25 protein-coding genes and 1 tRNA gene are annotated in these 26,074 nt (G+C 74.3%); 11 read left to right on the forward strand and 15 right to left on the reverse strand.

Going from position 1 to position 26,074, the window contains the following annotated elements:
* Positions 1-9: 9 nt before the first annotated feature.
* Positions 10-1,017, reverse strand: a complete 1,008-nt coding sequence (locus ASD18_RS01395; protein WP_156387841.1) for a hypothetical protein — start codon at positions 1,015-1,017, stop codon at positions 10-12.
* A gap of 164 nt (positions 1,018-1,181) precedes the next feature.
* Between ASD18_RS01395 and ASD18_RS01400 the strand changes: the two genes are divergently transcribed.
* Genes ASD18_RS01400 through ASD18_RS01410 form a run of 3 tightly spaced genes read left to right on the forward strand, consistent with a single transcriptional unit; the run spans position 1,182 to position 4,257 of the window.
* The gene (locus ASD18_RS01400; RefSeq protein WP_056091314.1) at positions 1,182-2,189 is read left to right on the forward strand and encodes an acyl-CoA dehydrogenase; all 1,008 of its coding nucleotides are present in this window, start codon (positions 1,182-1,184) and stop codon (positions 2,187-2,189) included.
* The gene (locus tag ASD18_RS01405; protein WP_162251716.1) at positions 2,186-3,535 is read left to right on the forward strand and encodes a PIG-L family deacetylase; all 1,350 of its coding nucleotides are present in this window, start codon (positions 2,186-2,188) and stop codon (positions 3,533-3,535) included. The genes ASD18_RS01400 and ASD18_RS01405 overlap by 4 nt, the downstream gene beginning before the upstream one ends.
* Complete coding sequence (locus tag ASD18_RS01410; RefSeq protein WP_056085865.1) at positions 3,532-4,257, forward strand: glycosyltransferase family 2 protein; 726 nt, start codon at positions 3,532-3,534, stop codon at positions 4,255-4,257. The genes ASD18_RS01405 and ASD18_RS01410 overlap by 4 nt, the downstream gene beginning before the upstream one ends.
* Here ASD18_RS01410 and ASD18_RS01415 read toward each other — a convergent pair.
* The 4 genes from ASD18_RS01415 to ASD18_RS01430 form a co-directional block, all read right to left on the reverse strand.
* Positions 4,206-5,720, reverse strand: a complete 1,515-nt coding sequence (locus ASD18_RS01415) for an RNB domain-containing ribonuclease (RefSeq protein ID WP_082573426.1) — start codon at positions 5,718-5,720, stop codon at positions 4,206-4,208. The genes ASD18_RS01410 and ASD18_RS01415 overlap by 52 nt on opposite strands.
* Positions 5,721-5,783: 63 nt before the next feature.
* Positions 5,784-6,899, reverse strand: a complete 1,116-nt coding sequence (locus ASD18_RS01420) for an OmpA family protein (RefSeq protein WP_056085866.1) — start codon at positions 6,897-6,899, stop codon at positions 5,784-5,786.
* A 3-nt stretch (positions 6,900-6,902) separates the two neighbouring features.
* The gene (locus tag ASD18_RS01425) at positions 6,903-7,454 is read right to left on the reverse strand and encodes a hypothetical protein (RefSeq protein ID WP_056085867.1); all 552 of its coding nucleotides are present in this window, start codon (positions 7,452-7,454) and stop codon (positions 6,903-6,905) included.
* Between the two features lie 98 nt (positions 7,455-7,552).
* Positions 7,553-7,644, reverse strand: a tRNA-Ser gene (locus ASD18_RS01430).
* Between the two features lie 112 nt (positions 7,645-7,756).
* On the opposite strand from ASD18_RS01430, the gene ASD18_RS01435 reads away from it, so the two are divergent.
* Complete coding sequence (locus ASD18_RS01435; RefSeq protein ID WP_056085868.1) at positions 7,757-8,020, forward strand: HPr family phosphocarrier protein; 264 nt, start codon at positions 7,757-7,759, stop codon at positions 8,018-8,020.
* On the opposite strand, the gene ptsP is transcribed toward ASD18_RS01435, so the two are convergent.
* Together ptsP and ASD18_RS01445 are read right to left on the reverse strand one after the other, a co-directional pair.
* Positions 8,017-9,708, reverse strand: a complete 1,692-nt coding sequence (gene ptsP / locus ASD18_RS01440; protein WP_056085869.1) for a phosphoenolpyruvate--protein phosphotransferase — start codon at positions 9,706-9,708, stop codon at positions 8,017-8,019. The two genes, ASD18_RS01435 and ptsP, sit on opposite strands and share 4 nt — an antisense overlap.
* The gene (locus ASD18_RS01445) at positions 9,705-11,021 is read right to left on the reverse strand and encodes a PTS transporter subunit EIIC (protein WP_056085870.1); all 1,317 of its coding nucleotides are present in this window, start codon (positions 11,019-11,021) and stop codon (positions 9,705-9,707) included. Before ASD18_RS01445 ends, ptsP begins: the two co-directional genes overlap by 4 nt.
* 153 nt (positions 11,022-11,174) lie before the next feature.
* Here ASD18_RS01445 and ASD18_RS01450 point away from each other — a divergent pair, with 153 nt between their 5' ends.
* Genes ASD18_RS01450 through ASD18_RS01470 form a run of 5 tightly spaced genes read left to right on the forward strand, consistent with a single transcriptional unit; the run spans position 11,175 to position 13,663 of the window.
* Complete coding sequence (locus tag ASD18_RS01450; protein WP_056085871.1) at positions 11,175-11,969, forward strand: GntR family transcriptional regulator; 795 nt, start codon at positions 11,175-11,177, stop codon at positions 11,967-11,969.
* Positions 11,966-12,211 carry a glucose PTS transporter subunit EIIB gene (locus tag ASD18_RS01455; protein WP_056085872.1) on the forward strand — a complete coding sequence of 82 codons (246 nt, stop codon included), beginning with the start codon at positions 11,966-11,968 and terminating at the stop codon, positions 12,209-12,211. The genes ASD18_RS01450 and ASD18_RS01455 overlap by 4 nt, the downstream gene beginning before the upstream one ends.
* 11 nt (positions 12,212-12,222) lie before the next feature.
* Positions 12,223-12,453, forward strand: coding sequence for a glucose PTS transporter subunit EIIB (locus ASD18_RS01460; protein ID WP_056091320.1), 231 nt, complete (start codon positions 12,223-12,225; stop codon positions 12,451-12,453).
* Positions 12,450-12,914: a PTS glucose transporter subunit IIA gene (locus tag ASD18_RS01465; protein WP_235522220.1), complete on the forward strand. Its 465-nt coding sequence runs from the start codon at positions 12,450-12,452 to the stop codon at positions 12,912-12,914. Before ASD18_RS01460 ends, ASD18_RS01465 begins: the two co-directional genes overlap by 4 nt.
* Positions 12,911-13,663, forward strand: a complete 753-nt coding sequence (locus ASD18_RS01470) for a copper homeostasis protein CutC (RefSeq protein ID WP_056085873.1) — start codon at positions 12,911-12,913, stop codon at positions 13,661-13,663. The genes ASD18_RS01465 and ASD18_RS01470 overlap by 4 nt, the downstream gene beginning before the upstream one ends.
* On the opposite strand, the gene ASD18_RS01475 is transcribed toward ASD18_RS01470, so the two are convergent.
* The 6 genes from ASD18_RS01475 to ASD18_RS01500 all read right to left on the reverse strand — a co-directional run bounded on the left by ASD18_RS01475 (position 13,631) and on the right by ASD18_RS01500 (position 22,115).
* Positions 13,631-15,022, reverse strand: a complete 1,392-nt coding sequence (locus ASD18_RS01475; protein ID WP_235522221.1) for a DUF2252 domain-containing protein — start codon at positions 15,020-15,022, stop codon at positions 13,631-13,633. The genes ASD18_RS01470 and ASD18_RS01475 overlap by 33 nt on opposite strands.
* Before the next feature lie 143 nt (positions 15,023-15,165).
* Positions 15,166-15,732, reverse strand: coding sequence for a hypothetical protein (locus tag ASD18_RS01480; protein WP_235522223.1), 567 nt, complete (start codon positions 15,730-15,732; stop codon positions 15,166-15,168).
* A gap of 86 nt (positions 15,733-15,818) precedes the next feature.
* Positions 15,819-16,430 (reverse strand): ATP/GTP-binding protein, encoded by a 612-nt coding sequence (locus ASD18_RS01485; RefSeq protein ID WP_055916480.1) that lies wholly within the window; start codon positions 16,428-16,430, stop codon positions 15,819-15,821.
* Complete coding sequence (locus ASD18_RS01490; RefSeq protein ID WP_056085875.1) at positions 16,411-16,788, reverse strand: DUF742 domain-containing protein; 378 nt, start codon at positions 16,786-16,788, stop codon at positions 16,411-16,413. Before ASD18_RS01490 ends, ASD18_RS01485 begins: the two co-directional genes overlap by 20 nt.
* 22 nt (positions 16,789-16,810) lie before the next feature.
* Positions 16,811-17,260: a roadblock/LC7 domain-containing protein gene (locus ASD18_RS01495; protein ID WP_056085876.1), complete on the reverse strand. Its 450-nt coding sequence runs from the start codon at positions 17,258-17,260 to the stop codon at positions 16,811-16,813.
* An 85-nt stretch (positions 17,261-17,345) separates the two neighbouring features.
* Complete coding sequence (locus ASD18_RS01500) at positions 17,346-22,115, reverse strand: sensor histidine kinase (RefSeq protein WP_082573427.1); 4,770 nt, start codon at positions 22,113-22,115, stop codon at positions 17,346-17,348.
* 253 nt (positions 22,116-22,368) lie between these two features.
* Here ASD18_RS01500 and ASD18_RS01505 point away from each other — a divergent pair, with 253 nt between their 5' ends.
* Complete coding sequence (locus ASD18_RS01505; RefSeq protein ID WP_056085878.1) at positions 22,369-23,349, forward strand: NAD(P)H-quinone oxidoreductase; 981 nt, start codon at positions 22,369-22,371, stop codon at positions 23,347-23,349.
* Here the strand turns inward: ASD18_RS01505 and ASD18_RS01510 are convergent.
* Complete coding sequence (locus ASD18_RS01510) at positions 23,346-24,575, reverse strand: AGE family epimerase/isomerase (RefSeq protein WP_056085879.1); 1,230 nt, start codon at positions 24,573-24,575, stop codon at positions 23,346-23,348. The two genes, ASD18_RS01505 and ASD18_RS01510, sit on opposite strands and share 4 nt — an antisense overlap.
* Before the next feature lie 73 nt (positions 24,576-24,648).
* Between ASD18_RS01510 and ASD18_RS01515 the strand changes: the two genes are divergently transcribed.
* Positions 24,649-25,188, forward strand: a complete 540-nt coding sequence (locus ASD18_RS01515) for a bacterial proteasome activator family protein (protein WP_056085880.1) — start codon at positions 24,649-24,651, stop codon at positions 25,186-25,188.
* Here the strand turns inward: ASD18_RS01515 and ASD18_RS01520 are convergent.
* On the reverse strand, positions 25,185-26,048 hold the full coding sequence (locus ASD18_RS01520; RefSeq protein ID WP_056085881.1) for a DMT family transporter: 864 nt from the start codon (positions 26,046-26,048) through the stop codon (positions 25,185-25,187). The genes ASD18_RS01515 and ASD18_RS01520 overlap by 4 nt on opposite strands.
* Positions 26,049-26,074 lie beyond the last annotated feature (26 nt).

Raw genomic sequence — 26,074 nt, forward strand, 5'->3', positions numbered from 1 at the left:
CGACTCCTCCTACTTCCCGTCGCGAGCGGCCTCGGCCGCGTCTCGTGCACGCTCGGCGCGGTGGAGCTCGCGCTCCGTGACCGCGACGTCCTTGTCGTCGGCGCGCAGGGTCTGCTGCGCCGAGGCCACGTCCTTGTCCGCGACCGTGGCGGCCTTGCCGGCGGCGGCGAGCCGGCGCCGGACCTCCGCGAGCTCACGCACGAGGTCGTCCTCCTCGTCATGGGCGCGCGCGGCACGCTCCTCCGCCCGAGCGACCTCGGCGGCGCTCTCGTCGCGTGCCTCGACCGCGGCCTGGTGTCGACGCCGGGCCTCCGTGGCGGCCCGCTCGGACTGCTCCCACGCCGCCTGTGCCTCGTCGCGGGCGCGCTGTTCGCGCTCCTCTCGGCGCCGGCGTTCCCGGTCGGCGGCGGTCTCCTTCGGTTCAGCGCGCTCGGACTCTCCGACGAGCCGGAGCTGTCCTCGCGCGGCGGGCGGGCTCGGTGCCTTCGGTGCCTTCGGCGGCGTCGGAGGCGCAGGCGGGGTCGCAGGCGGGGCCGTGTCCGCGCTGCCGAACCCCGCGTACTCGCGCGCCGCAGTGAGACGACCGGAGACGACCTCGCGCGCCACGGCCGGGTCCGCGAGCGCGGCGGTGAGCGTGGCGTCGAGCTCCTGGACCACCGCGTCGCCGATCTTCTGGCCGGTCGGCTGCGCGAGCCGGCGGGCCCGGGCCACCAGGGAGCGGACGAGCTGGCGGCGCTGCGACGACAGCTCGCGCAGGGCCGGTCCGTCCAGCGACCGCTCGGCGTCCCGGAGCCCCTCGCCGAGCGCGACGATCTGACCGGCCATGGCGGGGTCGTCGCGCACCAGCAGGTTGACTAGCCACGCGGAGACGGTCGGCTTGCGCAGCTCTCCGATGGCGTCGGCGAGCTCGCGGTCCTTGTCGGCCCTGGCGGCCTTCACGGCCGCGGCGCGGCGGGCGACGAACTCCGCGGGCGGCCCCGCGTACAGCTCGTCGGCGACGTCGTCGAGCTCGCTCATCGGTCCGCCCCGGCGCTGGTGTGCACGCTCCGACCCTGCCACGTGCCCGTCCACCTGCGCACGGATCTCCGCTCGGGTCGCGCGACCGACCACCCGCGGTGATGATCTGGGACGACGGATCGAGCAGCGGTCCCGCCGAGCCGGTCTCCCGGGGAGTGACGACGATGGCCCTGCCTGGCAGCGTGCGACTGCGGGCGCTCGGCCCGAGCAGCGGCGCACCGACGATCCCCGGCACGGTCGGCGACGCCCTGCGCGACGTCGTCACCTGGCCCGCCGACCTGGTGCCGGGCGAGGGCCGCACCACCGAGCTGTGGGAGCTGCTCGCCACGCTCGGCGCCGCCGACCTCGGCGTGGCGCGGGCGGTCGAGCCGCACCTGGACGCGCGCGCGATCCTGGCGCAGGCCGGCATCCCCGACGACGCCGGTCGGACCTGGGGCGTGTTCGCCGCCGAGGGCCCGGGCGTGCGGCTCGACGCGACGCAGGAGGACGGCGGCTGGCGGCTGCACGGGACGAAGCCGTGGTGCTCGCTGGCCGGCCTGCTCGACGCCGCGCTGGTCACCGCGCACCTGGCGGACGGATCGCGAGGCCTGTTCGCGGTGGGTCTGCGCGAGCCGGGGGTCCGGCTGGTCGACCAGGAGTGGGTGTCCCGGGGGCTGGCGGAGATCCCGAGCACCGCGGTGGCGTTCGACCACGTGCGCGCGACGCCGGTGGGCGCGCCGGGGTGGTACCTGGGACGGCCGGGGTTCTGGTGGGGCGGCATCGGGGTGGCGGCGTGCTGGTTCGGCGGCGCGGTCGGGATCGGCCGGCGGGTGCACGCGCAAGCGCACGGACGCGACGACCCGCTGCTGGCCATGCACCTCGGCGCGATCGACCAGCGGCTGGAGTCCGCCCGCCGGGCGCTCGCCGAGGCAGCCGCCCTGGTGGACGCGGACGCGCTCGACGCCGCGCAGGGCCGGCTGCTGGCCAAGCGGGTGCGGGCGACCGTGGCGGGTGTGTGCGAGGACGTGCTGCGGACGGCCGGGCACGCCCTCGGTCCGGCGCCGCTGGCGCTCGAGGCGGAGCACGCCAAGCGCGTCGCCGACCTGCAGGTCTACGTCCGCCAGCAGCACGCCGAGCGCGACGACGCCTCCCTGGGACAGGCGCTCGCCGCCGTCGAGGCTCCGCCGTGGTGACGTTCGACGGACGGGCACCGGGCACGCCCGCTGACACCTGGTTCGCCGACGCCCGGTTCCGCGACCTGCCCGCGCTCGCGCTCCGGCGGACCGGACGCACCGTGGTGGTCGCCGCCCACCCGGACGACGAGACGCTCGGGGCCGGTGGCATCCTGGCCGAGCTGGCGGACGCCGGTCACCCGGCCGAGGTGGTCGTCGTCTCCGACGGCAGCGCGTCGCACCCCGGCTCCCCGACGCTCACGCCGGAAGCGCTGGTGGGGGTCCGCTCCGCGGAGGTGCGTGAGGCGGTGCGCCTCCTGTCCCCCGACTCCCCGGTCACCCTGCTGGGCCACCGCGACGGGGGTCTGCGCGAGGCGCGCGACGCGGTCGAGGCGGACCTCCGGACGCTGCTGGCGGACGGTCCTCCCGTCGACCAGCTCGTCGCCCCGTGGCGTGGCGACGGACACCGTGACCACCGGATCGTCGGCGAGGTCTGCGCGACCCTGGCCGACGAGCTCGGCTGCGCGCTGCTCGAGTACCCGCTCTGGCTCTGGCACTGGGCGACGCCCGCCGACCCGCGCGTCCCGTGGGACCGGCTCCGGGTGGTGGACCTGGCTGACCGGTCGGTGGTGCGCAAGCACCGGGCCGTCGCGGCGCACGCGACACAGGTCACCGCGCTGTCGTCGGACCCGCGCGACGCCCCGACGCTGGACCCCGCGTTCCTGCGGACGTTCGACCGCGACGTCGAGGTCGTCGTCGCGCAGGAGCCCGCCCGGCCCTCGCTGACCGGGGAGTTCTTCGACGCCACCTACGGCCGGCACGCGGACCCGTGGGGGTACACCGACCGCTGGTACGAGGAGCGCAAGCGCGCGCTGACGCTCGCAGCACTGCCGGACGCGCGGTTCGGACGGGTGCTGGAGGTGGGGTGCGGGATCGGCGTCCTCACCGCGCAGCTGGCCGAGCGCGCCGACGACCTGCTGGCCGTCGACGTGTCGGCCGCCGCGGTCGAGCGGGCCCGCGAGCGCGTGCCGGGCGCGCGGGTGGAGGTCGCGGACATCGCGTCCCGTGTGCCGGAGGGTCCGTTCGACCTCGTGGTCCTGTCGGAGGTCGGCTACTACCTCGACCGGCCCACCCTGGTGCGCGTGCTGGGCGAGCTCCGCGCGCAGCTCGCCCCCGGCGGGACCCTGCTCGCCTGCCACTGGCGGCACCCGGTCGAGGCGTACCCGCTCAGCGGCGACGACGTGCACCGCGTGCTGCGCCGCACCACGGACCTCACGCTCCTGGCCGAGCACCGGGAGGCCGACCTGCTCCTCGACGTCTACGCCGACGACCCGCGGTCGGTGGCCGAGCGGACGGGGCTGGCATGAGACCGCGCATCGAGCACGTGGTCGTCGTGGTCCCCGCCCGCGACGAGGAGCAGCTGGTGGGCCGGTGCCTCGGCTCGCTGCAGTCGGCGCGGCAGGCGGCCCGGGCCGTGCGGCCGGACCTCACGGTCGACCTGGTGCTCGTGCTCGACCGGTGCACCGACGGCACCCGGTCCGTCGCGCTCGGGCACCTGGACGTCCGGCTCGTGGACCTCGACGAGGGCCGTGCCGGAGCCGCCCGCGCGGCGGGGGTGCGCGACGCCCTCGCCCGCTCGACCGCGGACCCCGCGCGGACCTGGGTGGCCGGCACCGACGCCGACTCCGTGGTGCCCGAGGGCTGGATCCTCGAGCACCTGCGGCTCGCGGACGCCGGCGCGGACGTGGTCGTCGGCACGGTCCGCCCCGACCCCACCGACCTGTCCCCCGCGCAGCTGGCCGCGTGGCGGACCACCCGCGTGCCCGGCCGACCCAACGGGCACGTGCACGGTGCGAACCTCGGCGTGCGCGCCGACGCCTACCTGCGGGCGGGCGGCTTCCCCGACCTGCCCGAGCACGAGGACGTCGACCTGGTGGAGGCGCTCACCGCGCTGGGCGCGCGCGTCGTCGCGACGGACGACTGCGACGTGCTCACCTCGGGACGCCTGGTCGGTCGGACGCCGGGCGGCTACGCGGGCTACCTGCGCTCGAGGTTCGGCTCGGCGGAGGACGAGGCCGAGTCGGCCTGAGCCTCCACCAGCTCGAAGACGACCGTGCGATCCGGCACGGAGACCTGCGTGACCCGGACGCGCACATCCTCGCCCAGGGGCAGGCCGACGCCCTCGATCCGGCCCCGGACCGCGGGATCGCGGAGCTGGACCACGCCCTGGTCGCGGTCCTCCCGCACGTCGACGATCGCCCCCTCGAACACCTCGCCCACCCGCCCGGCGAGCAGGGCCGCCTCGACCAGGTCCAGGCAGCCGCGCTCGAACTCGGCCGCGTGCTTGTCCCCGCCGGCCATGAGCCCGGGGAGCTCCGGCAGCGCGTCCCGGACCCACGACGGGACGGGCTCGCCCGCGCAGAGCGCCAGGCACGTCTCGCCGACGAACCGGTCCACGAGCCGGCGCAGCGGCGCGGTCGTGTGGGCGTAGGGCGCGGCGATCGCGGCGTGCAGGGGCGCGGCGGGGACCTCGCCGTCGAACGCCACGTAGGCCGCGCCGCGCAGCAGGGAGGTCGCGTCGGTGAGCAGCGCGGCATGGGTCGGGTTCGACGCGTCGAGCTCGCGGATGACGTCGCCGGGTGTCGCCCCGGCGGGCCACGGCACGCCCAGCGCGTGCGCGGACAGCCGCAGCCGCTCGACGTCCCGCGGGTCCGCCGCCGGGAGCGTGCGGACGATCCCGATCCGGCCGTCCAGCATCAGCTGCGCGGCGCACATGCCCGTGAGCAGGGAGATCTGCGCGTTCCACTCCTCGACGGGCAGGGTGGCGCGGCTGCCGAGGGTCCAGGTGCCGTGGGCGTCCTGCTCGACCACCTGTTCCGGCGTCGGCAGCGTGATGCCCCCGCGGGCACGCTCGGCCGCCTCCCGCAGCGTCCCGACCTCCCGCAGCAGCTGCAGCGTCTCGTCGGCGGTCCCGTCGTCGAGCGCCGCCTGCGCGCCCACGTAGGTCAGCTGGGCTCGGCTGCGGACCGAGGCCCGCACGACGGTGACCCCGACCGGGGCACCCTCGGCGTCGAGGTCGATCGTCCACACGAGGGCCGGCGTCACCTGGTCGGGCAGCAGGCTCGCGACACCCTCGGACAGCTCCGGCGGGTGCAGTGGGGTCCGGCCGTCCGGCGCGTACAGCGTCTCGACCCGCTCACGCACCTCGCCATCGATCCGGCCGCCGGGACGGACCCACGCCGCCACGTCGGCGATCGCGTACCGGACCCGGAAGCCCGGTGCGCGGCGCTCGATGTGCAGCGCCTGGTCCAGGTCCTTCGAGCCCTCGGGGTCGATGGTGACGAACGCGATGTCCGTGGCGTCGGACCGCTCGCCCTCGGGACCCCGCGCGATGACGGCGGCCGCCTCGGCGAGGACCTCCGGGGGGAACTCCGCCGGGATGCCGAGCTCGCGACGCAGGTCGTCGAGCCCGCGCCGGACGAGGACGTCGACGGCCTCTCCCTGCGCCTCCTTCGGCGGGCGGGCATGCAGCTGGACGTGGCGTCGGGGCACGCGGCGAGCCTAGACGCGCACCGCGGTCACCCGCTCGCCGGCGGGCATCGTCGCCGACCTGGGTCAGGACCAGGTCACCGGCACGTCCTCGAACGCCGGCCAGCCGGCGTCGACGCTGACGGCCAGCGCCTCGGTCGTGTACAGCGGCGCCGGGAGGGTCGCCTCGAACCGCACGGGCACGCCCGGGACGAGGGAGAGCCCGAGGTTGTCGGTCGACCAGCGCTGGCCGGTGTTGGACAGCGTCCGGTAGTCGACCAGACGCACGCGGTCCGCGACGCTCGGCGTCAGCGAGTGGTCGTCCATCAGCTCGTAGAGCGTCGATGGCTCGCTCGACCCGCCCAGCCGCTCGACGACGATCCGCAGCCGCATCGACGCGCCGCGCACGTCCAGGCCCTCGACCCCGACGCGCAGCTGCTCACCGGGCCGACCCGGGGCGTCGACGGTCTGCTCCGCCAGGAGCTTCGCACCGGACTCCGGCACGGGGTCGACGAGGCCGGCCTCACCGTACGGCCCGGCCGCCGCAGGCCCGACCGTCGGCTCGGGGGTCGCGGGCGCGGTCGTCGCGGGAGGCGCCCCGACGTAGTGGAGCTCGACGCGCCGGTTCTGCGCCCGGTCGTCGGCGAGGTCCTCTCCGGCCTCGGGGACCTTCAGGCGCGACTCGCCGTACCCGTGCACGTCGAGCACGACGTCCGGGCGGGCCGCACCGACGGCGGCGGCCACCGACTGTGCGCGCCGCTCGGACAGGCCCTGGTTGTGGGCGTCGTCGAGCACGGAGTCCGTGTGACCGTCGACCGTGACGGTGGCGCCGGCGGGTACCTGGGCGACGAGCGCACCGATCGCCGCGCGAGCGGGCTCCGACAGGTCGCTGCCGTCGACCACGAACAGGATGTCCGACGCGAGGGTGACCGACGTCTGGTCCTGCACCTGCTCGACCTGCTCCACCGTCCGGACGGCCGCGTCCGGGTCGTAGGGGCGCACCGTGAAGAACGGCGGTGAGTCGCTGTAGTCGCGCACGGCGAAGAGGCCGTTCGTGAGGACGTCGTCGGTGAGGGCGGGGAAGTCGTCCAGCGTCAGCGGGGCCTCGTCGCCGGTCGCCGGGGAGGCGGCGGACACGAGCAGGGCGACGACGACGAGCGTGAGCGCGGCCGCGGTGGGCCGTCGACGGGCGATCGGTCGCACGGCTCAGTCCCCGTACGTCACGGGGACGTTCTCGAACGGCGCCCACGAGGCGACGAGCGAGAGGTCGAGCGCCTCGACCCGCTCGGTCGGTGCGGCGAACCACGCCTGGTAGAGCACCGGCTCGCCGTTGGCAGCCTCCGCGCGCACGGTGTCCGTCGCCCACTGCTGACCTGTCTCGCTCAGCACGAAGTACTGCGTCAGGTGCTCGAGGTCGTTCAGCGCCGGGAGCAGGTCGCCGTCACCGGTCATCTCGTAGACGTTCGCGGTGTCTCCGTCGGCGAGCGAGTCGTCGTCGGGCGTGAACCAGACCCGCAGCTCCATCGTCCTGCCCTGCACGACGAGCGGCTCCACCTCGACCCGCACCTGGGAGTCCGACCCACCCGGCACGGGGAACGTGGCCTCGAACACCGTCCCAGCCTGCTGCGCGGTCCCGCCGGGGCCGGTGGTCGCGACCGCCGAACCCGTCCCGGAGGGCTCGGGATCGTCACCGCCCGTGCATCCGGCGAGCCCGAGGACACCGACCAGCACCACCGTCACTGCGACCGACGCGCGCACGAGCTCTCCCTCCGCCCGGAACGCCCGGGTCAGGGGGTCGACCGTACCGGCTTCGAGCGGTCCGGAACGGTGGGTCTCAGAGCCACGACGGCCCGCGGCGGAGGGCGTGGGATTCGAACCCACGAGAACGGGGTTGTCCCGCTCCAACGGTTTTCAAGACCGTCTCTTTCGGCCGCTCAGACAGCCCTCCCGCACGGGCGCAGGCCCGCAGCGGCACGAGTCTCCCACAGCGAGTCGCGCGCACATGGTCTAGACCAGTAGAGTCGCGCAGGTCACCGTCGACCCGTCCCTGGAGGCAGGCCATGCAGCGTTCCGTCGTCGTCGCTCTTCCCGGAGGGCTGCACGCCCGCCCCGCCGCGCAGTTCGTCGCCGCTGCCGGCCGCCAGCCCGCACGGGTCACGATCGCGCGGGCCGGCGGCACCCCGGTGGCCACCGCCTCGATCCTCGCGATCATGACGCTGGGTGTCGGGGTGGGCGACGAGGTCGTGCTGGCGACGGAGGACGACGGCGCCGACGCGGTCGCCTCGATCGACGCGCTCGAGCAGTTCCTGCTGCAGACCGCCTAGAGACCCAGCTCCTCGAGCACGTCCAACGACGCGCGCACCGCCGACCGCGCCTCGTCGGCCGTGCGCTGCGCGAGGGCGAGGCCGGCCAGCTCGCGGCACCGCTCGAGCGTCACGGTGGCCAGCACCGCGCCCACGTCGGGCAGCGCCCGGGGCGTCATCGACAGCGACGCGACGCCGAGCCCGACAAGCACGGGGGCGAGCACCGGGTCGGCCGCCGCCTCGCCGCAGACCCCGACGGGCCGGCCGCGCGGCTCGCCGCCCGCGCACGCGAGCTGGACCAGGGACAGCACGGCCGGCTGCCACGGGGTCGACAGCCGCGCCAGGCCCGCGAGCTCCCGGTCCGCCGCCATCGCGTACTGCGTGAGGTCGTTGGTGCCCAGGCTCGCGAACCGGGCGTGCAGGAGCAGGTCACCGGCACGGAGCGCGGCTGCGGGGACCTCGACCATGACCCCCGCGTGCGCCAGGCCGTGAGCGGCGCAGCGCGCCACGAAGGCGTCGGCCTCGTCCGCGGTCGCCACCATCGGGGCCATCACCCAGACGTCCGCCGACGACGACGCCGCGGCCTGCGCGATGGCGGCGAGCTGGTCGTCGAGGACCCCGGGGTGCGCCCACGACGTGCGCAGCCCGCGCACGCCGAGGGCCGGGTTGGGCTCCCCCGCGGCGGTGACGAACGGCAGCGGCTTGTCGGCGCCGGCGTCGAGCGTGCGGATGACCACGCGGCGGCCGGGGAACGCGGCGAAGACCTGCGCGTAGGCCGCCACCTGCTCGGGGATCCCGGGCGCGGTCGTCCGGCCCAGGAACTCGAACTCCGTGCGGAAGAGACCGATGCCCTCGGCCCCGGCCTCCGCGGCGGCCGCGGCACCCGCCGGGTCCGCGACGTTGGCCAGCAGCGGCACGGCGTGACCGTCCGCCGTCCGGCCTGGCCGTTCGAGGCGGGTCGGACGAGGGCGGGCGCGACCGACACGTTCGACGGTGCCGGCGTCGGGACCCCGCACGACCTCGCCCAGCGAGCCGTCCACGAGGACCGTCTCGCCGTCGGAGATCGCGTCGGCTCCCGCCACCGCGACGACGCACGGGATGCCGAGCGCGCGCGCCAGGATCGCGGTGTGGGCGGTGGGCCCGCCGCCCGACGTGACGACGGCGAGCACGTGCGCCGGGTCCAGCCGCGCGGTGTCCGCCGGCGCCAGGTCCCTGGCCACCAGCACGAACGGGGTGCCCGGGTCCGGGACGCCCGGGGGCCGCAGACCCAGCAGCTCGGCGATGATGCGGTCGCGCACGTCCCGAACGTCCGCCGCCCGGTCCGCGAACATCCCGCCCAGCGCCCGGAGCTGCTCCGCGACCAGCTCGGCCGCGTCCCACACGGCCCGCGCGGGCGTGGCCCGGTTCTCCAGCACACGCCTCCGGGCCTCGTCGGCGAGCGACGGGTCGGCCGCCATCGCCGCGGTCACCACGAGGATGTCGGCGGACTCCCCGGTCGCCGCGTCGGCCGCCCGGGCCAGGGCGTCCTGGACCCGGGCAGCCGCGTCGTCCACCGCGGCCGCCGCCGTGACCAGGTCCGTACCCGGAGCCGACGGCTCGGGCGACGGTGCCGGTGGGGCGTCGGGCATGCGCGCCACGACCCCCACCGTGCGGCCCGGGCTGACCCCGAACCCCCTCAGGGTCAGCGCGGCGGCGACCGCGGAGGTCATCGTGCGGGAGCCGTCTCGTCGACCGCCGCAGGGACCGTCACGTCGGCCGGCCGGTCCTCCGTCGTCGTCGCCGTGGAGTCGTCGTCGTCGTCCTCACGTCCCGGCGTCCGCAGCTGCCAGCGCGTGATGACCCATCGGAACAGGACGTAGTAGATGACCGCGTACCCCAGACCGATCACGATGAGCCACAGGGGCTTCTCCGCGATGCGGAAGTTGAGCACGTAGTCGATGGCCCCGGCGGAGAACCCGAACCCGTCGCGGATGCCGAGCGCGTTGACGAGCGCGAGCGACGTGCCGGTGAGCACCGCGTGGATGGCGTACAGCGGGTACGCGACGTACACGAACGCGAACTCGAGCGGCTCCGTGACGCCCGTGACGAACGAGACGAGTGCGGCGGAGCCCATGATGCCCGCGATCACCTTGCGGTTCTTGGCCTTGGACGTGTGGACGATCGCCAGGGCCGCGGCGGGCAGGGCGAACATCATGATCGGGAAGAAGCCCGTCATGAACGCGCCCGCGGTCGGGTCGCCGTGCAGGAAGCGGGCGATGTCGCCGTTCCAGACCTCGCCGTTGGCGTCGGTGTACTCACCGAACTGGAACCAGGGCATCGAGTTGAGCAGGTGGTGCAGGCCGATCGGCACGAGCAGACGGTTGGTGGTGCCGTAGACGAACCCGCCGAGGATCACCGAGCCGGTGACCCACTCGCCGACCGCGGTGAAGCCGGCGTCGAAGGCCGGGTAGACGAGCGAGGCCGCGACCGCGATGAGGATGGCGGCACCGGCGGTCACGATCGGCACGAAGCGCCGGCCGCCGAAGAACGCCAGGTAGGGCGGGAGCTTGATGCGGTAGTACTTCTGGTAGAGCAGCGCGGCGACGAGGCCCATCACGATGCCGCCGAGCACGCCGTAGTTGATGAGCTCCTGCTTCTCGCCCTCGGCCGCCGCGCCGAGGACGTACGGCGACAGGGCCGTGGTGACGCCCTTGAACACGAGATAGCCGATGAGTGCGGCCAGAGCGGTCGAGCCGTCGGACTTGCGGGCGTAGCCGACGGCGACGCCGACCGCGAAGAGCATGGCGAGGTTGGCGAACAGGGCGTCGCCCGCGGCGGCGAGAACGGACGCGACCGGCAGCAGCCAGTCGGCGCTCGCGCCCAGCCCGTCCTTGCCGAGCATGTCGTCCTGGCCGAGCCGCAACAGCAGCGCGGCGGCGGGCAGGGAGGCGATCGGGAGCATCAGCGAGCGGCCGATGCGTTGCAGCTGGGCGAGGCCGGGAATGCCCCGCTTCTCGGAGACGTCGGCGGTGACGGTGGTCATGGAGCACTCCTCTATGGGTGGTCCTGAAGCTCTCGGGGGGGTGTCTGGTCTGGACCAGTTGCGAGCAGACTGGTCTAGACCTCATGATGTGTCAAGGGTCACGTCGCGCCGACGCAGACCGTCGTCGCACAGGACACGAAGGAGTCGCCGCGCGTGGACGAGCCGGAGCAGGGCAGCGCGCACAAGTACCTGACGGTGCGCGACCACCTGGCCACCCTCGTCGCCCAGGACCTGCGGGTCGGTGACGCGATCCCCTCCGAACGACACCTCAGCCAGCAGTTCGGGCTCTCCCGGATGACCGTGCGGCAGGCCGTCGACACGCTCGTCACCGAGGGCGTCCTGGTCCGCGAGCAGGGGCGCGGCACGTTCGTCGCGCCCCAGCGCATGGACTTCGAGATGCGGCTGACCACGTTCGGCGAGGAGATGCGCCGCCGCGGCATGGAACCCGCCACGACGGTGCTCACCGCGCAGGTCGTCGCAGCCACCCCCGACGTCGCCACCGCGCTCGAGCTCGAGCCGCGCCAGAAGGTGCACTTCCTCTACCGGGTGCGCAGCGCCGACGGCCTCCCCATCTGCATCGAGCAGGCGTGGGTACCCGTCGCCCTGGCACCCACGCTCTTCGATGACGGACCCCCGGCGAGCATGTACGAGGCGCTGCGGGACCGTGGGCTGGCACCCGAGTGGGGCGAGGACACGCTGTCCGCCGACGAGGCCACCGACACGGAGGCGTCCCTGCTCGGGCTCGGCGACGCCCGAGCCGTCCTGCGCGCCGAGCGCCGCACGTACTCCGTCGACTCCGCGACGATGTTCTCCCGCGCCTGCTACCGCGCCGACCGCTACAGCGTGTGGGTCCCGCTGCGCGCGCCGCGGCCCGCGCTGGTCCCCCGACGACGGGCCGAGGCCGACCTCGAGCCCGCACACACCCCCACCTCAGGAGGACGGCAATGAGGCCGCAGAGCAAAGACCAGGCGGCGGCGATCCTGGCCGCCCTCGGAGGCGTCGACAACATCGACGAGATCGAGCCGTGCACCACGCGGCTGCGGTCCCTCGTGCGTGACGCGAGCCGGGTCGACGCGGCCGGGCTGCGTGCCGCCGGCGCGTTCGGCGTGATGATCTCCGGCCGGGTGGTGCAGGTCGTGGTCGGCCCGCACGTCGACCTCATCGCCACCGACCTCGACGAGCTGATGTGAGGGTGCCCGACATGACGAAGGCCGAGAAGATCCTGGCAGCGCTGGGCGGGGACGCGAACGTCCTCGACCTCGAGCCCTGCATCACCCGCCTGCGGGTCGAGGTGGAGAACCCCGCGCTCGTCGACGAGCGCGGGCTCAAGGCAGCCGGCGCGATCGCCGTCGTGCGGTCCGGGGTGGCGGTGCAGGTCATCGTCGGGCCCGAGGCGGACACGCTCGCGTCGGACATCGAGGACCTCCGGTGACGGCCCTGCTCACCGTGCTGTCCCCCGTCAGCGGGCAGGTGCTGGGGCTCGGTGACGTCACCGACCCCGTGTTCTCAGCCGAGCTGGTGGGACCCGGCCTCGCGCTCGACCCCGAGCGCTCCGCGGCCGCCCAGGTGATCTCCCCCATCGACGGCACCATCGTCAAGCTGCACCCGCACGCGTTCGTCGTCCAGCACGACGACGGCCGCGCGGTGCTCGTGCACCTCGGCATCGACACCGTCGAGCTCGGCGGCACCGGGTTCACCCTGCACGCCGCCGAGGGGTCGGTCGTCACCGCGGGACAGGTCGTCGTGAGCTGGGACCCGTCGGCGGTCGCGGCCGGCGGCCGCTCGCCTGTGTGCCCGGTGGTGGGCCTGGAGGCCGGTGCCGACGCCCTCACCCGCCTCGCGCTCCCGGGCGACACCGTGTCCGCCGGCGAGCCCCTGCTGTCCTGGGCATGACCGCGCTCGAGATCGCCGTGCAGGACGTGGCCGGCGCGGTCGCGTCCGCCGCGCTGGGCGCCGACCGGCTGGAGCTGTGCGCCGCGCTGGCCGCCACCGGCGGGATCACCCCGTCGATCGGCCTGCTCGACGCGATCCTTGCGGCCGTCCCGTCGAGCGTCGGCGTGCACGTCCTGGTCCGTCCGCGCGCCGGGTCGTTCGTCTACTCGCCCGAGGAGCTCGCCGTGCAGGTCGGGGACGTCCGGGCCGCCGTGCGCGCCGGTGCCGCCGGCGTCGTGGTCGGCGCGCTGCGTCCCGCCGGCTCGGTGGACCGGGACGCGGTCGCACGGCTGGTGCAGGCCGCCGACGGGCGCGAGGTCACGTTCCACCGGGCGTTCGACACGCTCACCGAGCCGGCTCCGGCCGTCGACCAGCTCGTGTCGCTCGGCGTCGTGCGCGTCCTGACCTCCGGCGGTGCCGCGCGCAGCGTCGACGGCCTCGCCCGGCTCACCGACACGGTCACGCACGCCGCCGGCCGACTGCAGGTCATGGCCGGGGGCGGGGTGCGGCCCGACGACATCGCCGCGCTGCTGGGCACCGGCATCGACGCCGTGCACCTGTCCGCCAGCCGGCACGTCGACGAGTCCGGCGGACCGGGTGGCGGGTCCGCCGGGTACACCACGACCGACCCGGCGGTCGTCGCGGCCGCCGCGGCGGCGCTCGGACGGCGCGGCGTGCTACACCCCGTGGATCGCCTCCAGCCGTCCTGAGCCGATCGCCGACGTCAGCGCGGAGTGGTCCTGCTCCGTACGGTCGGCGTAGTCGGCGGCGAAGTCGGCGAACGCCTCGTCGGCCACCTTGGAGCCACCGAGGTACCGCGCGATCGCGACCCGGTCACCGGACCGGGCGTGTGCGCGGGCCAGCGTCCAGGCGCACAGGCCGCCGTACCGGCGGAAGCCGTCCGGCTGCATCTCCTCGATGACCGCCGAGCCCTTCCAGTCGCGCAGCTGGCGGATGTAGAAGTCGCGCTCGACACCGTCGATGCCCGTGCTCCGCTGCCACCCGAGCAACGCGTCGCTCGCGGCCTGCATGAGCCGCTGCCCCTCGACCACGCGCTGGCCGGAGTGGGTGTACTCGCTGGCACCCAGGAACTGCTCGAGCACCGACGCCTGCGCCTCCTTGGCCTGCAGGACGAGCAGATCGTCCTCGTCGACACCCTGCAGGAGCAGGATCCACGCCCGGGTGCCGACGCTGCCGACGCCGACGACCTTGCGGGCCATGTCGATCACCCGGTACTCGCTGAGCAGGTGACGGCGCGCCGGCTCCAGGCTGCTCTGGTACGCCCGCATCAGCTCGCCCATCGCCTCGGTGAAGATGCGCGCGGCCGCATCGCCGAGCATCTCCTCGAGCGAGGTGACCAGCGGCGGGTCGGACCGGAACCGTCGCCGCCCGTCGACGATCTCCGTCAGCTTGCCCACAGCACGCAGGTGGTCGTGGGTCCGTGCCTTCTTGACCGTCGACTCCGTCCGCCTCACCTGCGCCTTGCCGAGGTCGTCGCGGTGCTCGCGCAGGAAGTCGTCGATGTCGATGCGTGCGTACCAGACCTCGAGGTTCCCCTTGTCGGCGAGGTCGCGGATCGCCGTCCGGTACGTCTTGGCGACCTCCGTGAGGATCTTCCGCCGCGCCCGGTCGTCGACCCCGATGCTCCGTGCCGCGACCTCGACGCTCGCCACCAGGCGCTTCACGTCCCACTCGAACGGTCCCGGCAGGGTCTCGTCGAAGTCGTTGAGGTCGAACAGCATCCGCCGCTCGGGGGTGCCGTACACGCCGAAGTTCGACATGTGCGCGTCACCGCAGAGCTGGACGTCGAGCCCGGAGTCGGGGACCGCCGCGAGGTCGGACGCCATGAGCAGCGCGGCCCCGCGGTAGAACGCGAACGCGGAGGTCGCCATGCGCCCGTACCGGAGCGGGACCAGCTCAGGCAGCCGGGTGGTGCCCTGGGACACCAACAGCTCGATCGGCTCGGGCCGGGAGTCCCCCGCGCCCATGTGTGCGAGCGCCTCCCGCGGCATCAGCACCCGGGCGGCGGCCCCTCGGGCCTCCCGCTCCTCGCGCGTCAGGTGCGTCACCGGATCGGCTGCCCGCCGGCGAGCGGGGACCAAGGGCGGCGCGGCCCTGACCGCGCGGGGATCGAGTGCTGGGTCTCGGAGCGCTCCGCCGTCGTGAGTCACGATCCGAAACTAGGCCCGCGGGCGCCCGGGCGGAAGGGTGCCTACCCTCCGGCCCGCTCCCACCAGCCGGCCGGCCACCCCGGCGAGACGATCGTCAGCCCGTGCAGCGCCGACGCCTGCGCCAGCTGGAGGTCGTAGGTGGCGACGCCCCCGACCCCCGGGTGCGCCAGCGCGGCCCCCAGGTGGAGCGCGATGAACGGCGGCAGCACGCCCGAGACCTTGGTGGCCGCCCGGAGCGTCTGGTCGGAGAACCGGATGACCTCGAGGCGCTCCTCCACGTCGTGGGCCACGCCGGTCGCCTCGACGCCGCGCGGTCGCGCGGCCCGGCGGAGCTCGGTCAGGCCGAGGGGCGTGGTGAGGAGCTCGTCCTCGTGGTCGGCGGTCCACTCGAGCCACTGCGTGCGGCACGGCGCGCCGACGAGGTACCGGGACAGGGCCGACCCGTCCGCGTACACGCGCAGCGTCGGTGTCGGCGCGGGCGCCACGTCCTCCGGCGTCGGCTCCTCGACAGCGCGGGGTTCGTCGTCCGGTGCCGGCCGCGGCTGCGGCAGGACCGCGTGACCGTCGTCGCGCGGTCGCGGCGACGGGCCGAAGGGCGAGGCGGTCACGCCCCCATGATCCCTCACCTCGTCGGCGGACGACCGCGGCCGGTCCCCCACAGGGAACCGGCCGCGGTCGGGTGAGACCTCTCGGGTCACCGGCTGCGCAGACGCTCCATCGCGAGCTGCACGAGGGAGATCAGCGCCTGCTTGGTGGCCGCACGCGACCGGGCGTCCGTGTAGAGCACCGGCACGTGCGCCGGGATCGCGAGCGCCTCGCGGACGTCGTCCAGCTGGTGCTTGGCGACGCCGTCGAAGCAGTTGACACCCACGACGAACGGGATGCCACGGCTCTCGAAGTAGTCCACGGCCGGGAAGCACTGGTCGAGCCGGTCGGTGTCGACCAGGACGACGGCGCCGATGGCACCGCGGACCAGGTCGTCCCACATGAACAGGAACCGGTCCTGGCCAGGGGTACCGAACAGGTAGAGCCAGAGCGACCCCGGCAGGGCGATGCGACCGAAGTCCATCGCCACCGTGGTGGTGGTCTTGCGGTCCGACACACCGCCGGCGTCGTCGACGCCGACAGAGTGCTCGGTCATCGCGGCCTCGGTGTTGAGGGGCTCGATGTCCGAGATGGAGCCGATGAAGGTCGTCTTGCCGACGGCGAAGCCGCCTGCGACGACGATCTTGACGACGGTGGGTGCGACGCTTCCTGCCGTGCCCGCCGGAGCGGCCACAGCGGCGTCAGAGGGCGGAAATGCCATTGAGAACACTCTCCAGCACGCTGAGGGACAGGGCAGGGGACTCACCGGTGTTGACCTCGACCGGCTGTGAGGTGTGCACACGCACGAACTGCTGGTCGGCGAGGTCGGACACGAGGATCCGGATCACGCCGAGCGGCAGGTGGAGCAGAGCAGAGAGCTCGGCTACCGAGATGTAGTTGGACGCGGCATGTTGAAGGATCGCCCGCTTCTCGGGCGGGAGGCCCTGGCTCGTGACGGCGCCGGGCATTGCCTCGACCAGCGCCTCGAGAGGCAGGTCGGAGCGCGCCGAGCGCACGCGGCCACCGGTCACGGCGTAGGGCCGGACCGTTCTGGCCTCGTACTCGATGTGCTCGGTCATGAGTCTGTCTCTCTCCGTAGCCTCAGGCGACCGGCGTGCGAGTGACGCCGTCGACAGGGAGCTGACCCCGCATCTCGGAGATGAGCTGCGGCGTGAGGGTGGCCTCGGTACGAGAGACGAGCATCGCCATCTCGTAGCCGATGAGGCCCACGTCGCAGCTGGACTCCGCGACCACGGCGAGGACGGAGCCGTTCGAGACGCTCATGAGGAAGAGGAACAGTGAGTCCATCTCGATGATCGCCTGACGCACCTCCCCCGCACGGAGCTGGCGCGCGGCGCCACGGGTCAGGCTTGACATCCCGGAGACGATCGCCGCGAGCTGGTCGCCGCTGGTGCGGTCGAGCTGCTCGGACATCGCCATGAGAAGACCGTCCGCAGACACCACGAGTGTGTGGCGAGTGCCGGGCACGGTCCGGACGAAGTTGTCCAGGAGCCAGCCGAAGTTGGCTGCCTCGGTGCTGAGCGCGGTCACACTTCCTCCTTGCTGGTGCAGTCGATGACTGCGGGGTCAGACGCCACCATGGCGGTGACGACGGTAGTGGGGTCGGGGGCAGTCATCAGCTCACGCCGTTCTGGCCGGACGGGTCCTCCATGGCGCGACGGCCACGAGAGGTCCCGGACTGGAAGCTCGACAGACGCGACCGGAGCTGGTCCGCATCACGCTGCACGGGCTTCCCTTCGTCCTCGGAGACAGTCGTCGCCGGGACAGCTGTGGGGACTCGCTTGGTCAGGCGCTCCGCGTTGCCACCCGTCGCGGCCGGCCGGTAGGCCGACAGCTGCGAGAGCTCGGAGAGTGCCTGCTCCTGGATGTCCGAACGAAGGGCCAGCATGGCGGCCACCTCGTCGTCGAGCGTGCCGACGCGCGGGGCGACCGACGGCGGGAGCGCGGGCTGCGGGACCGTCGACGACGGGGCACGGTTGCCACCCGGGCGTGCAGCCCACTCCGGCGGCGACCACTGGCCGGCCGCGGCGGGCTCCAGGGGAGCCGGAGCCTTGGGCAGCGGCGCGGCAGGTGCCGGAGCCGACCAGGTGGTCGACGCCATCCACGACTGCGACGAGTCTGCGCCGGAGGGCGACTGCGGAGCCGCTGCTTCCGACGTCCACGCCGAGGTCCGCACGGGGGCGACCTGGCTGGCGGGCTCGGGGGCGACCGGTGCCTGCGCGACCGGGGCGGCGAGCTCAGGGGCGACCTCGTCACCTTTCTTCCGACCGAACAGGCCCCAGCGGCGGCGCCCCTTGGCGTCGTCGGACGGCGACTGCACGAGGTCGGAGAACGGCGCCTCGGGTGCCGGCGCGGCCGGAGCCGACGCCGTCGGCGCCCACGTCGGTGCGGCGACGGGCTCGGGTGCCGCGAAGGTCACCGGGGCCTCGTAGGCGGGTGCCTGCGGGGCGTACGCGGAGGGCTCGGGCGTGACGGCGGCTGCCGCCTCGATCGGCGTGAACATCTGCGTCGGCTGGTCGACGTGCGGCTGCGGGGCCTGCGTGGTCGGCCACGCCGGCGCCTCCTGCACGGGAGCTGCCCACAGGGGCGCCTCCTGCACGGCGACGGGCTCCGGCTCGGGCGCCACCTCGGGCTCCGGCTCGGCCTCGGCCGCGGTGTCCGTGCCGTACGCGGGCTCGGGGTCGGGCTCGAGGTAGACGCGTCGGAACGCGACACCGTCGACCACGGCGAGCTCGGGCTCGGGCTCCGGCGTCACCTCGGCGACCGGGGCAGCCTCGGTCGGCTGCTCCGCCCACTCGGGCGCCTGCCAGGTCGGCGGCTCCCAGACGGGTGCCGGCCAGGCGGCGTCGTCGGCGGCGGGCGTCTGCTCGTCCGCGGGCGCCACCGGCTCCTCGACGGCCTCGGCCGTCTCGGCGACGGGCTGGGCCGCTGCTGCAACGGGCTCCGGCACGATCGGCATGGCGCCGGTGTGCCAGGCACGGGCCTCGTCGAGCGTCCGCTCGAACGGCTGGTACGGCGCAGCAGGGGCGCCCCAGCCGGCGTAGCCGCTGTACGAGGTGAAGCTCTGGACAGGCGCCACGGGCGCGTCCGGCGCGGCCACGTCCTCCGCCGGCGCGGCCGCCGGGGCGGGGACGCGTCCGGCGAGGGCGACCGGAGCCGCCGCACCGACGACGGGAGCCTGCCAGGCGGGCTCGTCGTCGACGATCGCCTGGTCCCAGGCCTGCGCGTCGGAGGCCGAGGGCGCGACCCAGGCCGAGGTCTCGGCACCGGTGGTCTCGTCCCAGGTCCGGGTCTCGGCAGCCGGGGCGTCGACGCTGGGGGTCTCGGCGACCGCGGGGGCCTCCCACGCCGGGGTCTCCGCGGCGGCGGTCTCGTCCCAGGTCGGGGTCTCCGCGACAGCCGGAGCGTCCCACGCCGGGGTCTCGGCGACAGCGGGGGCGTCCCACGCGGGGGTCTCCGCGACAGCCGGAGCGTCCCACGCGGGGGTCTCAGCGACAGCCGGGGCCTCCCACGCGGGGGTCTCCGCGACGGCGGTCTCGTCCCAGGTCGGGGTCTCCGCAGCAGCCGGAGCGTCCCACGCCGAGGTCTCCGCGACAGCCGGGGCCTCCCACGCGGGGGTCTCGGTCGCGGCGGGCTCGTCCCAGGTCGGGGTCTCTGCGACAGCCGGGGCCGCCCACGCCGGGGTCGACGCGACGGGCGCCTCGGTCGGCGCCCAGGCGGGAGTCGGCTCCCAGACGGGCGCCTCCTCGGCCGCAGGAGCGGACGCGGTCAGCTCGGCCTGCGCGGCGGCGTCGGCTGCGGCGGTCTCGGCGGCCCGCGCCTCACGGTTGCCGGCCTCCTGCACCTCCCACGAGTCGTCCTCGTCGGCGAGCTGCGGCACCACGATCGGCTCGGCCGGTGCAGCGTGCGCACCGCTCGACATCCACGGGGCGCGGACGGCGTTGGACTGGGCGGGCGGCAGCGCGCGCTCCTCGTCCTCGGACATCAGGCCCGGGACGACGAGGTTCTCGCCGGTGTCCGTGGACGCGGGGGTCTCGGTGCGTCCGCGGAAGCCCGAGAACAGACCGGCGCGTGCGGCGGGAGCAGGGGCGGGGGCGCTCGCCGTGGTGGTCGGCTCCTCCGGCTTCGCCCACGCGGACGTGGCGGCACGGCTACGGCTCGGCAGACCACCCTTGAGCGGGGCCAGCGTCTCCGGCTTCCAGTCGGAGCCGGCAGCGGAGATCTCGGGCGCGATGTGGCCGTCCGGGGCCTCGGGCAGGACGAGGTTGTCCTCGTCGAACGTCTTCTTCGACCGCGTCGGCAGCCCGGAGGACTGCGCCAGCTCGGTGACGGGGATCGGGCCGACCGGCTCGTCGGAACCGTCGTCGCGACGACGGCGGTGCGGCAGGCCGAGCGAGGTCTGGCCGTCCGTCAGGGCGGCGAGGTCGACGGCCTCGACGACGGGGGCCTCGATCTGGGGCAGGCCCGGGTCGTTGCGCGGGGCGGCCAGCTGAGCCGGTGCACCGTTGCCGTAGAGGTTGGTCTCGGTCATCACGAACAGCGTGGCCGGGAAGCGGACGATCGTCTCGGTGCCGGTGCCGTGCGCGGCCTTGAGCAGCTTGACGTCGGCGCCGAGGCGCTGGGCGATGCGGCCGACCACGAAGAGGCCGAGGCGCTGGTTGCCCAGGGAGTCGCTGGCGGAGGTCGAGATGATCTTCGCGTTCGCGGCCTCGAGCTCGGCGTCGCTCATGCCGAGGCCCTGGTCGAGGATGCGGACGACCACGAACTGGCCCGAGACACCGGTGGTGACCGTGACGGGCGTCTCCGGCTCGGAGAAGATCGTCGCGTTCTCGAGGAGCTCGGCGAGCAGGTGGGCGGCGCCGAGGGCGTTGAAGCCGTGCATGTGCGGGTCGACCTGGAGGTCGAGCTCGACGCGGTCGTACTGCTCGATCTCCGACGAGGCGGTGCGGACGACGTCCGACAGCGGCATCGCGTCGCGCAGACGACGACCGGAGTCGATGCCGGCGAGCACGAGGAGGGACTCCGCGTTACGACGCATGCGGGTGGCGAGGTGGTCGAGGCGGAACAGGTTCGCCAGGGTGCTCGGGTCTTCCTCGGCACGCTCCAGCGAGTCGATGAACGACAGCTGGCGGTTGAGGAGCACCTGGTCACGGCGGGCCACGTTGACGAACATCTCCGCGATCGAGCCACGCAGAGCGGCCTGCTCCTGGGCGACCTGGACCGTGGTCGAGTTCACCGAGTTGAACGCGGCGGCCAGCTGGCCGACCTCGTCGCGGGAGGTCACGGGGATGGGCGCCAGGGTGATCTGCGGGCCCTCACCGGGGATGGCCACCTGCTCGACCAGTCGCGGCAGCTGCTCGCGGACGTCGGCCGCCGCCTTGGTCAGGCGGCGCAGCGGGACGACGATCCCGCGGGAGACGAGGAGGGCGAACGACAGGGAGGCCAGGAGGGCCAGGATGACGATGCCGATGGTGATGAACGTCCGGCTCCGTGCGTCGTCGACCGCCTGGCCGGCGACGTCGCTGGCCGTGGTCAGGACGTCGTCGTTGAGCTGCGACAGGGTGCCCAGCTGGTCCTGGATCTCCTTGAGGTAGCCCGCCACGTCGATCTGGGCGAAGCCCTGCGGGTTGCCCTGCTCGAGGAGGGCACGCATGCGCGTGAAGTTGGAGGTCGGGTCCTTGGTCGGCAGCGCCAGCTCGTCGACGCCGAGGGCGGTGACGGCGTACTGGGCGCGCCCACGGGCCAGCTCGGTGGCGGAGACCTGGGTCGCGTACTGCCGGACGGAGGCGGGGGCCGCCGCGCGGGTGGTGAGCAGGGCGATGCCGTCGATCATCTCGACGACCAGGTTGTCGGCGGTGGTGCCGATCTCGCGGTAGGCCGTGACGTGCGCGGCCAGGTCGCGGTTCTCGAGGCTGTTGGAGACCTGCTCCATCAGCGACAGCTGGCCCTCGATGATCTGCGAGTAGTTGCGCTCGATCTGCGCACGCTGGGACTTGATGTCGACACCGGTACGGACGGCGGGAAGCATCGTGTTGTGCGCCAGCTGGACCTCGACGAACTGGTCGACGACCGGCTTCGGGAACTGGCTCAGGTCCAGGTCCGCCGTGATCGGCCGGACCGACGCGAGCGCCTCGTCGGTGGCGGCACGTGCCGCCGCGATCTGCTCGGCGGTGCCGCCGTTGAGCGAGAGGATCCGCTCGGCCTGCATGTTGGACGAGACCGGCGTGTACGCCTGCAGCACCGTGATGACGCTGTCGGCGGCCTGGGCGTAGCGCAGCTCGGAGAGTGCGTTCCACGAGATGTACCCACCGGCTGCGAGCAGCACGATCATGGGGACGGCAAGGACAGCCATCACTTTGGCGCGGATGCCGAGCCGTCGCAGCATGTCGTTCCCTTCCGTCTTCCGACAACCCGGTGTTGCCACCAGGTCGTGCCGGTCGTTCCGTCTGGGCCGTATGACCCAGGAGTGTCCCGATGGCCTTCATCGGCTGTTGGACGCCAGACCATTAGCCCGCGGCAGAGTTTGCCATGGACCTCACCCGCGGGGATACGGCGACCGGCCACCCCTTTCGGGTGTCGTGTGCTAGCACTCCGGTTCCGCCGGCCTGCAGAGTGGCCTGCGGGGATACCGTACGGACGTGCGTGCGGTCGTGATCACGAAGCCGGGCGAACCGGACGTCCTCGCTGTCGAGGACGTGCCGGACCCCGTCCCGGGCGCCCGGGACCTTCTCGTGGAGGTCGCCGCGGCCGGTGTCAACAGGGCGGACCTGCTCCAGCGCGCGGGCCACTATCCCCCGCCGGACGGGGCGCCCGCGTGGCCGGGGCTCGAGGTCGCGGGAACCGTGGCCGCCCGCGGCGCGGACCTGGGGGCGGACGACCCGCAGGTGGGCGACCGCGTCGCGGCGCTGCTCCCCGGCGGCGGGTACGCCGAGCTGGCCGCCGTGCCGGCCGAGCTGGCGCTCCGCGTCCCTGAGGGACTGCCCCTCGTCGACGCCGCGGCACTGCCCGAGGCGCTCGCGACCGTGTGGTCGAACCTGCGGGCGGCCCGGCTCTCCCCGGGGGAGAACCTGCTGGTCCGCGGCGGTTCGGGCGGGGTCGGGTCGATCGCGGTCCAGCTGGCGCACGTCCTGGGCACCCGCGTGCTCGCGACGGCCGGGGGCCCGCAGCGCACGGCCCGCGTCCGCGACCTCGGGGCGGACGTGGCCCTCGACCACCGCGAGCCGGACCTCGTCGCCCGGGTCCTGGACGCGACGGACGGGCACGGCGTGGACGTGGTGCTCGACGTGCTGGGCGCCGGTGGCCTCGCGGACAACCTCGCGATGCTCGCCGACGACGGACGCCTGGTCGTGATCGGGATGCAGCAGGGGCGGCGCGGGGAGCTGGACCTGTCGGCGCTGCTGGCCAAGCGGGCCAGCATCCTCGGCACGATGCTGCGCTCGCGCCCGCTCGACCAGAAGGTCGCGATCATGGACGGCGTCCGCCGGCACGCATGGCCGTTCGTCGCCGACGGGTCCGTGCACCCGGTCGTGCACGTGCGGCTGCCGTTCGGCCGGGCGGCCGACGCCCACCGGATGCTGGAGTCCGGCGAGGCGTTCGGCAAGGTGCTGCTGGTCCCCTAGTCGAGCAGGCCCGCCGCGAGGGCAGGCACGATCACCGGGGTGAGCGGGAGCCGCGGGACCAGCGTCGCCTGGACCGCGTGGTAGAGGTCGGCCTTGCCGGCCCAGACGGTCCGCGACACCTCGTTGTCGGTGCCGAGCTCGTGCCACCACGACCCGCCGACCCGGTCCAGGTGGTGCGCGCCGATGTACTCCCACCACTGCGTGTACGCGTCGTCGAACCGCTGCTCGCCGGTGGCGGCGTGCAGCGCCGCGGCGGCGGCCACCCCCTCGGCGGCCACCCAGTGCATCCGCTCGCGCACGACGGGCGCGCCGGACCAGTCGACCGTGTAGACGAACCCGGGGGCGCCGTCGACGTCCCAGCCCTCGCGCACGGCCGCGTCGAAGAGCGCGATCGCGTCCTCGAGCATCCAGGCGGGGGCGACGTCGCCGCGGGCGGTGATCGCGGCGCGCGCGTGCAGGGTCAGTCGCGCCCACTCCAGCCAGTGGCCGATCGTCGCGCCGTAGGGGCGGAACGGGTGCGCCGGCGTGTCCACGTTGTACTCGAGGTCGGGCACCCAGTCGGCGTCGAAGTGCTCCGGGATCCGCCACTGGTTGCCGGCGGCCAACCCGTGCACGACGCGCTCGACGATCCGCAGCGCCCGGTCCAGCCAGACGCGCTGCCCGGTGACGTCGGCGGCCGCGAGGTAGGCCTCGACGGTGTGCATGTTGGCGTTGACGCCGCGGTAGCCGTCGAGGGTGCCGAACGCCCGGTCCCACTGCTCGACGACCATGCCGGCCTCGTCGTCCCAGAACCGCTGCTCGGAGACGGCGAGCGCCTCGTCGAGCAGCGCGCGGGCGCCCGGACGGCCCGCGGCGGTGGCGCTGGAGGCCGCCAGGACGACGAACGCGTGCGGGTACGCGGCCTTGTCGGTGTCCCGCGGGGTGCCGTCGCGCTCGACCTCGGCGAACCAGCCGCCGTGCTCGTCGTCGTGGAAGGCGCCGGTCAGCGCGGCGAGGCCGTGGTCGACGATCGCCGCCGACCCCGGGCGGCCCAGCAGGTGCCCGATCGCGTACACGTGGGTCATGCGGCACGCGATCCAGAGCTCGAGCGGGCCGTCGACCGCGGCACCGGCCTCGTCCTGGCGGGCGAACCCGCCGGGGACCACCGAGGCCCGTCCGAAGTCGAGGAGCCGGTCGGTCTCGTCCTCGAGCCACCGGGCATGGGCAGGTGTGGTGAGCCAGGCCATGGCGCACACCCTAGCGAGCAGGAAGCGCCGCCCGATCGCTGCGCTCGGGACCGGAGTCGGTGAGAATGCCCTGGTGACCGACAACGACCCGCAGGACGCCGCCCCGACCGACGAGAAGCCGCGCGTGGTGGTGATCGACCCCGAGAGCGACACCGCCGACGACGAACCCGAGGACATCGTGTCGCTGGTCGGCCAGCCCGCGAAGGTCATGCGCATCGGCACGATGATCAAGCAGCTGCTCGACGAGGTGCGCAGTGCACCGCTCGACGACGCCGCCCGCGCCCGCCTCGCCGAGATCCACGAGCGGTCCCTGCACGAGCTGGAGGAGGGCCTCTCCCCCGAGCTCGTCGCGGAGCTGCACCGGATCACGCTGCCGTTCGTCGAGGACCAGGCGCCGTCCGACGCCGAGCTCCGGATCGCCCAGGCGCAGCTGGTGGGGTGGCTCGAGGGCCTCTTCCACGGGATCCAGACCGCGCTCGTGGCGCAGCAGGTGGCCGCGCAGAACCAGCTGACCGGCATGCGGCGCCAGCTGCCCTCCGGTCCGGTGCCCGGCCTGGATGCTCCAGCGACCGAGGCCACCGGCCGGAACCCCTCCACCGGGCAGTACCTCTAGGCCGGCGGCGGTGCCTCGTCCGTCGGCGGCTCCTCGCGGTCGAGCCCGGTGAGCACGATCGCGCCCGAGACCAGCAGCAGGCCGACCACCTCGAGCCCGTGCGGCACCTGCTGGAGCATCACGGCCCCGATCACCGCGGCCGTCGCCGGGAGCATCGCCAGCAGCACGGCGAACGTCGCGGCCCGGACGCGCCGCAGGACCAGCTGCTCGAGCGCGTAGGGGATCACCGACGAGCACACCGCGATCCCGACGACGAGCGCCGCCAGCTGCGGGTCGCGCAGCACGGGACCGGCGCCCCAGGCCAGGAAGGGTGCGAGCACCACCGCACCCGCCGCCATCGCCACCGACAGCCCGGTGATCCCGCCGGTCGCCGCCCGGGCCACCCGCCGACCGAGCAGGATGTACGCCGCCCAGCAGGCGGCTGCGACGGAGATCGCGACGAGCCCGATCACCGCATCCGGCCCGGTGTCCAGGCTGACCCCGGCGAGCAGGACGACGCCGATCGCGGCGATCGCGATGCCCACCCGGTCCCGCCAGCCGCGGCCCGTGAAGGCGGCGACCGCCACCGGCCCGAGGAACTCGATCGACACCGCGGTGCCCAGGGGCAGGTGGTCGATGGCGATGTAGAACGCCACGTTCATGACGCCCAGGACGACGCCGAACACCACCGCGGTGCGCAGGTCCTGCCGGGTGAACCGGGACCGCCACGGGCGTCGCCAGAGGACCAGCACGACGGCGGCGACCGCGATGCGCAGCCACGCCACCGTGGCCGCGGCGACGGTGCCGAAGATGCCGACGGCGAGCGCGGCGCCGAGGTACTGCGTCAGCCCCGAGAGGATGAAGAGCAGGGGCGCGGGCACCGCCTCAATCTAGGCGGTGCCCGACG

Origin of the sequence: Cellulomonas sp. Root137 (assembly GCF_001426725.1) — a bacterium.
Classification (GTDB): Bacteria; Actinomycetota; Actinomycetes; order Actinomycetales; family Cellulomonadaceae; genus Cellulomonas.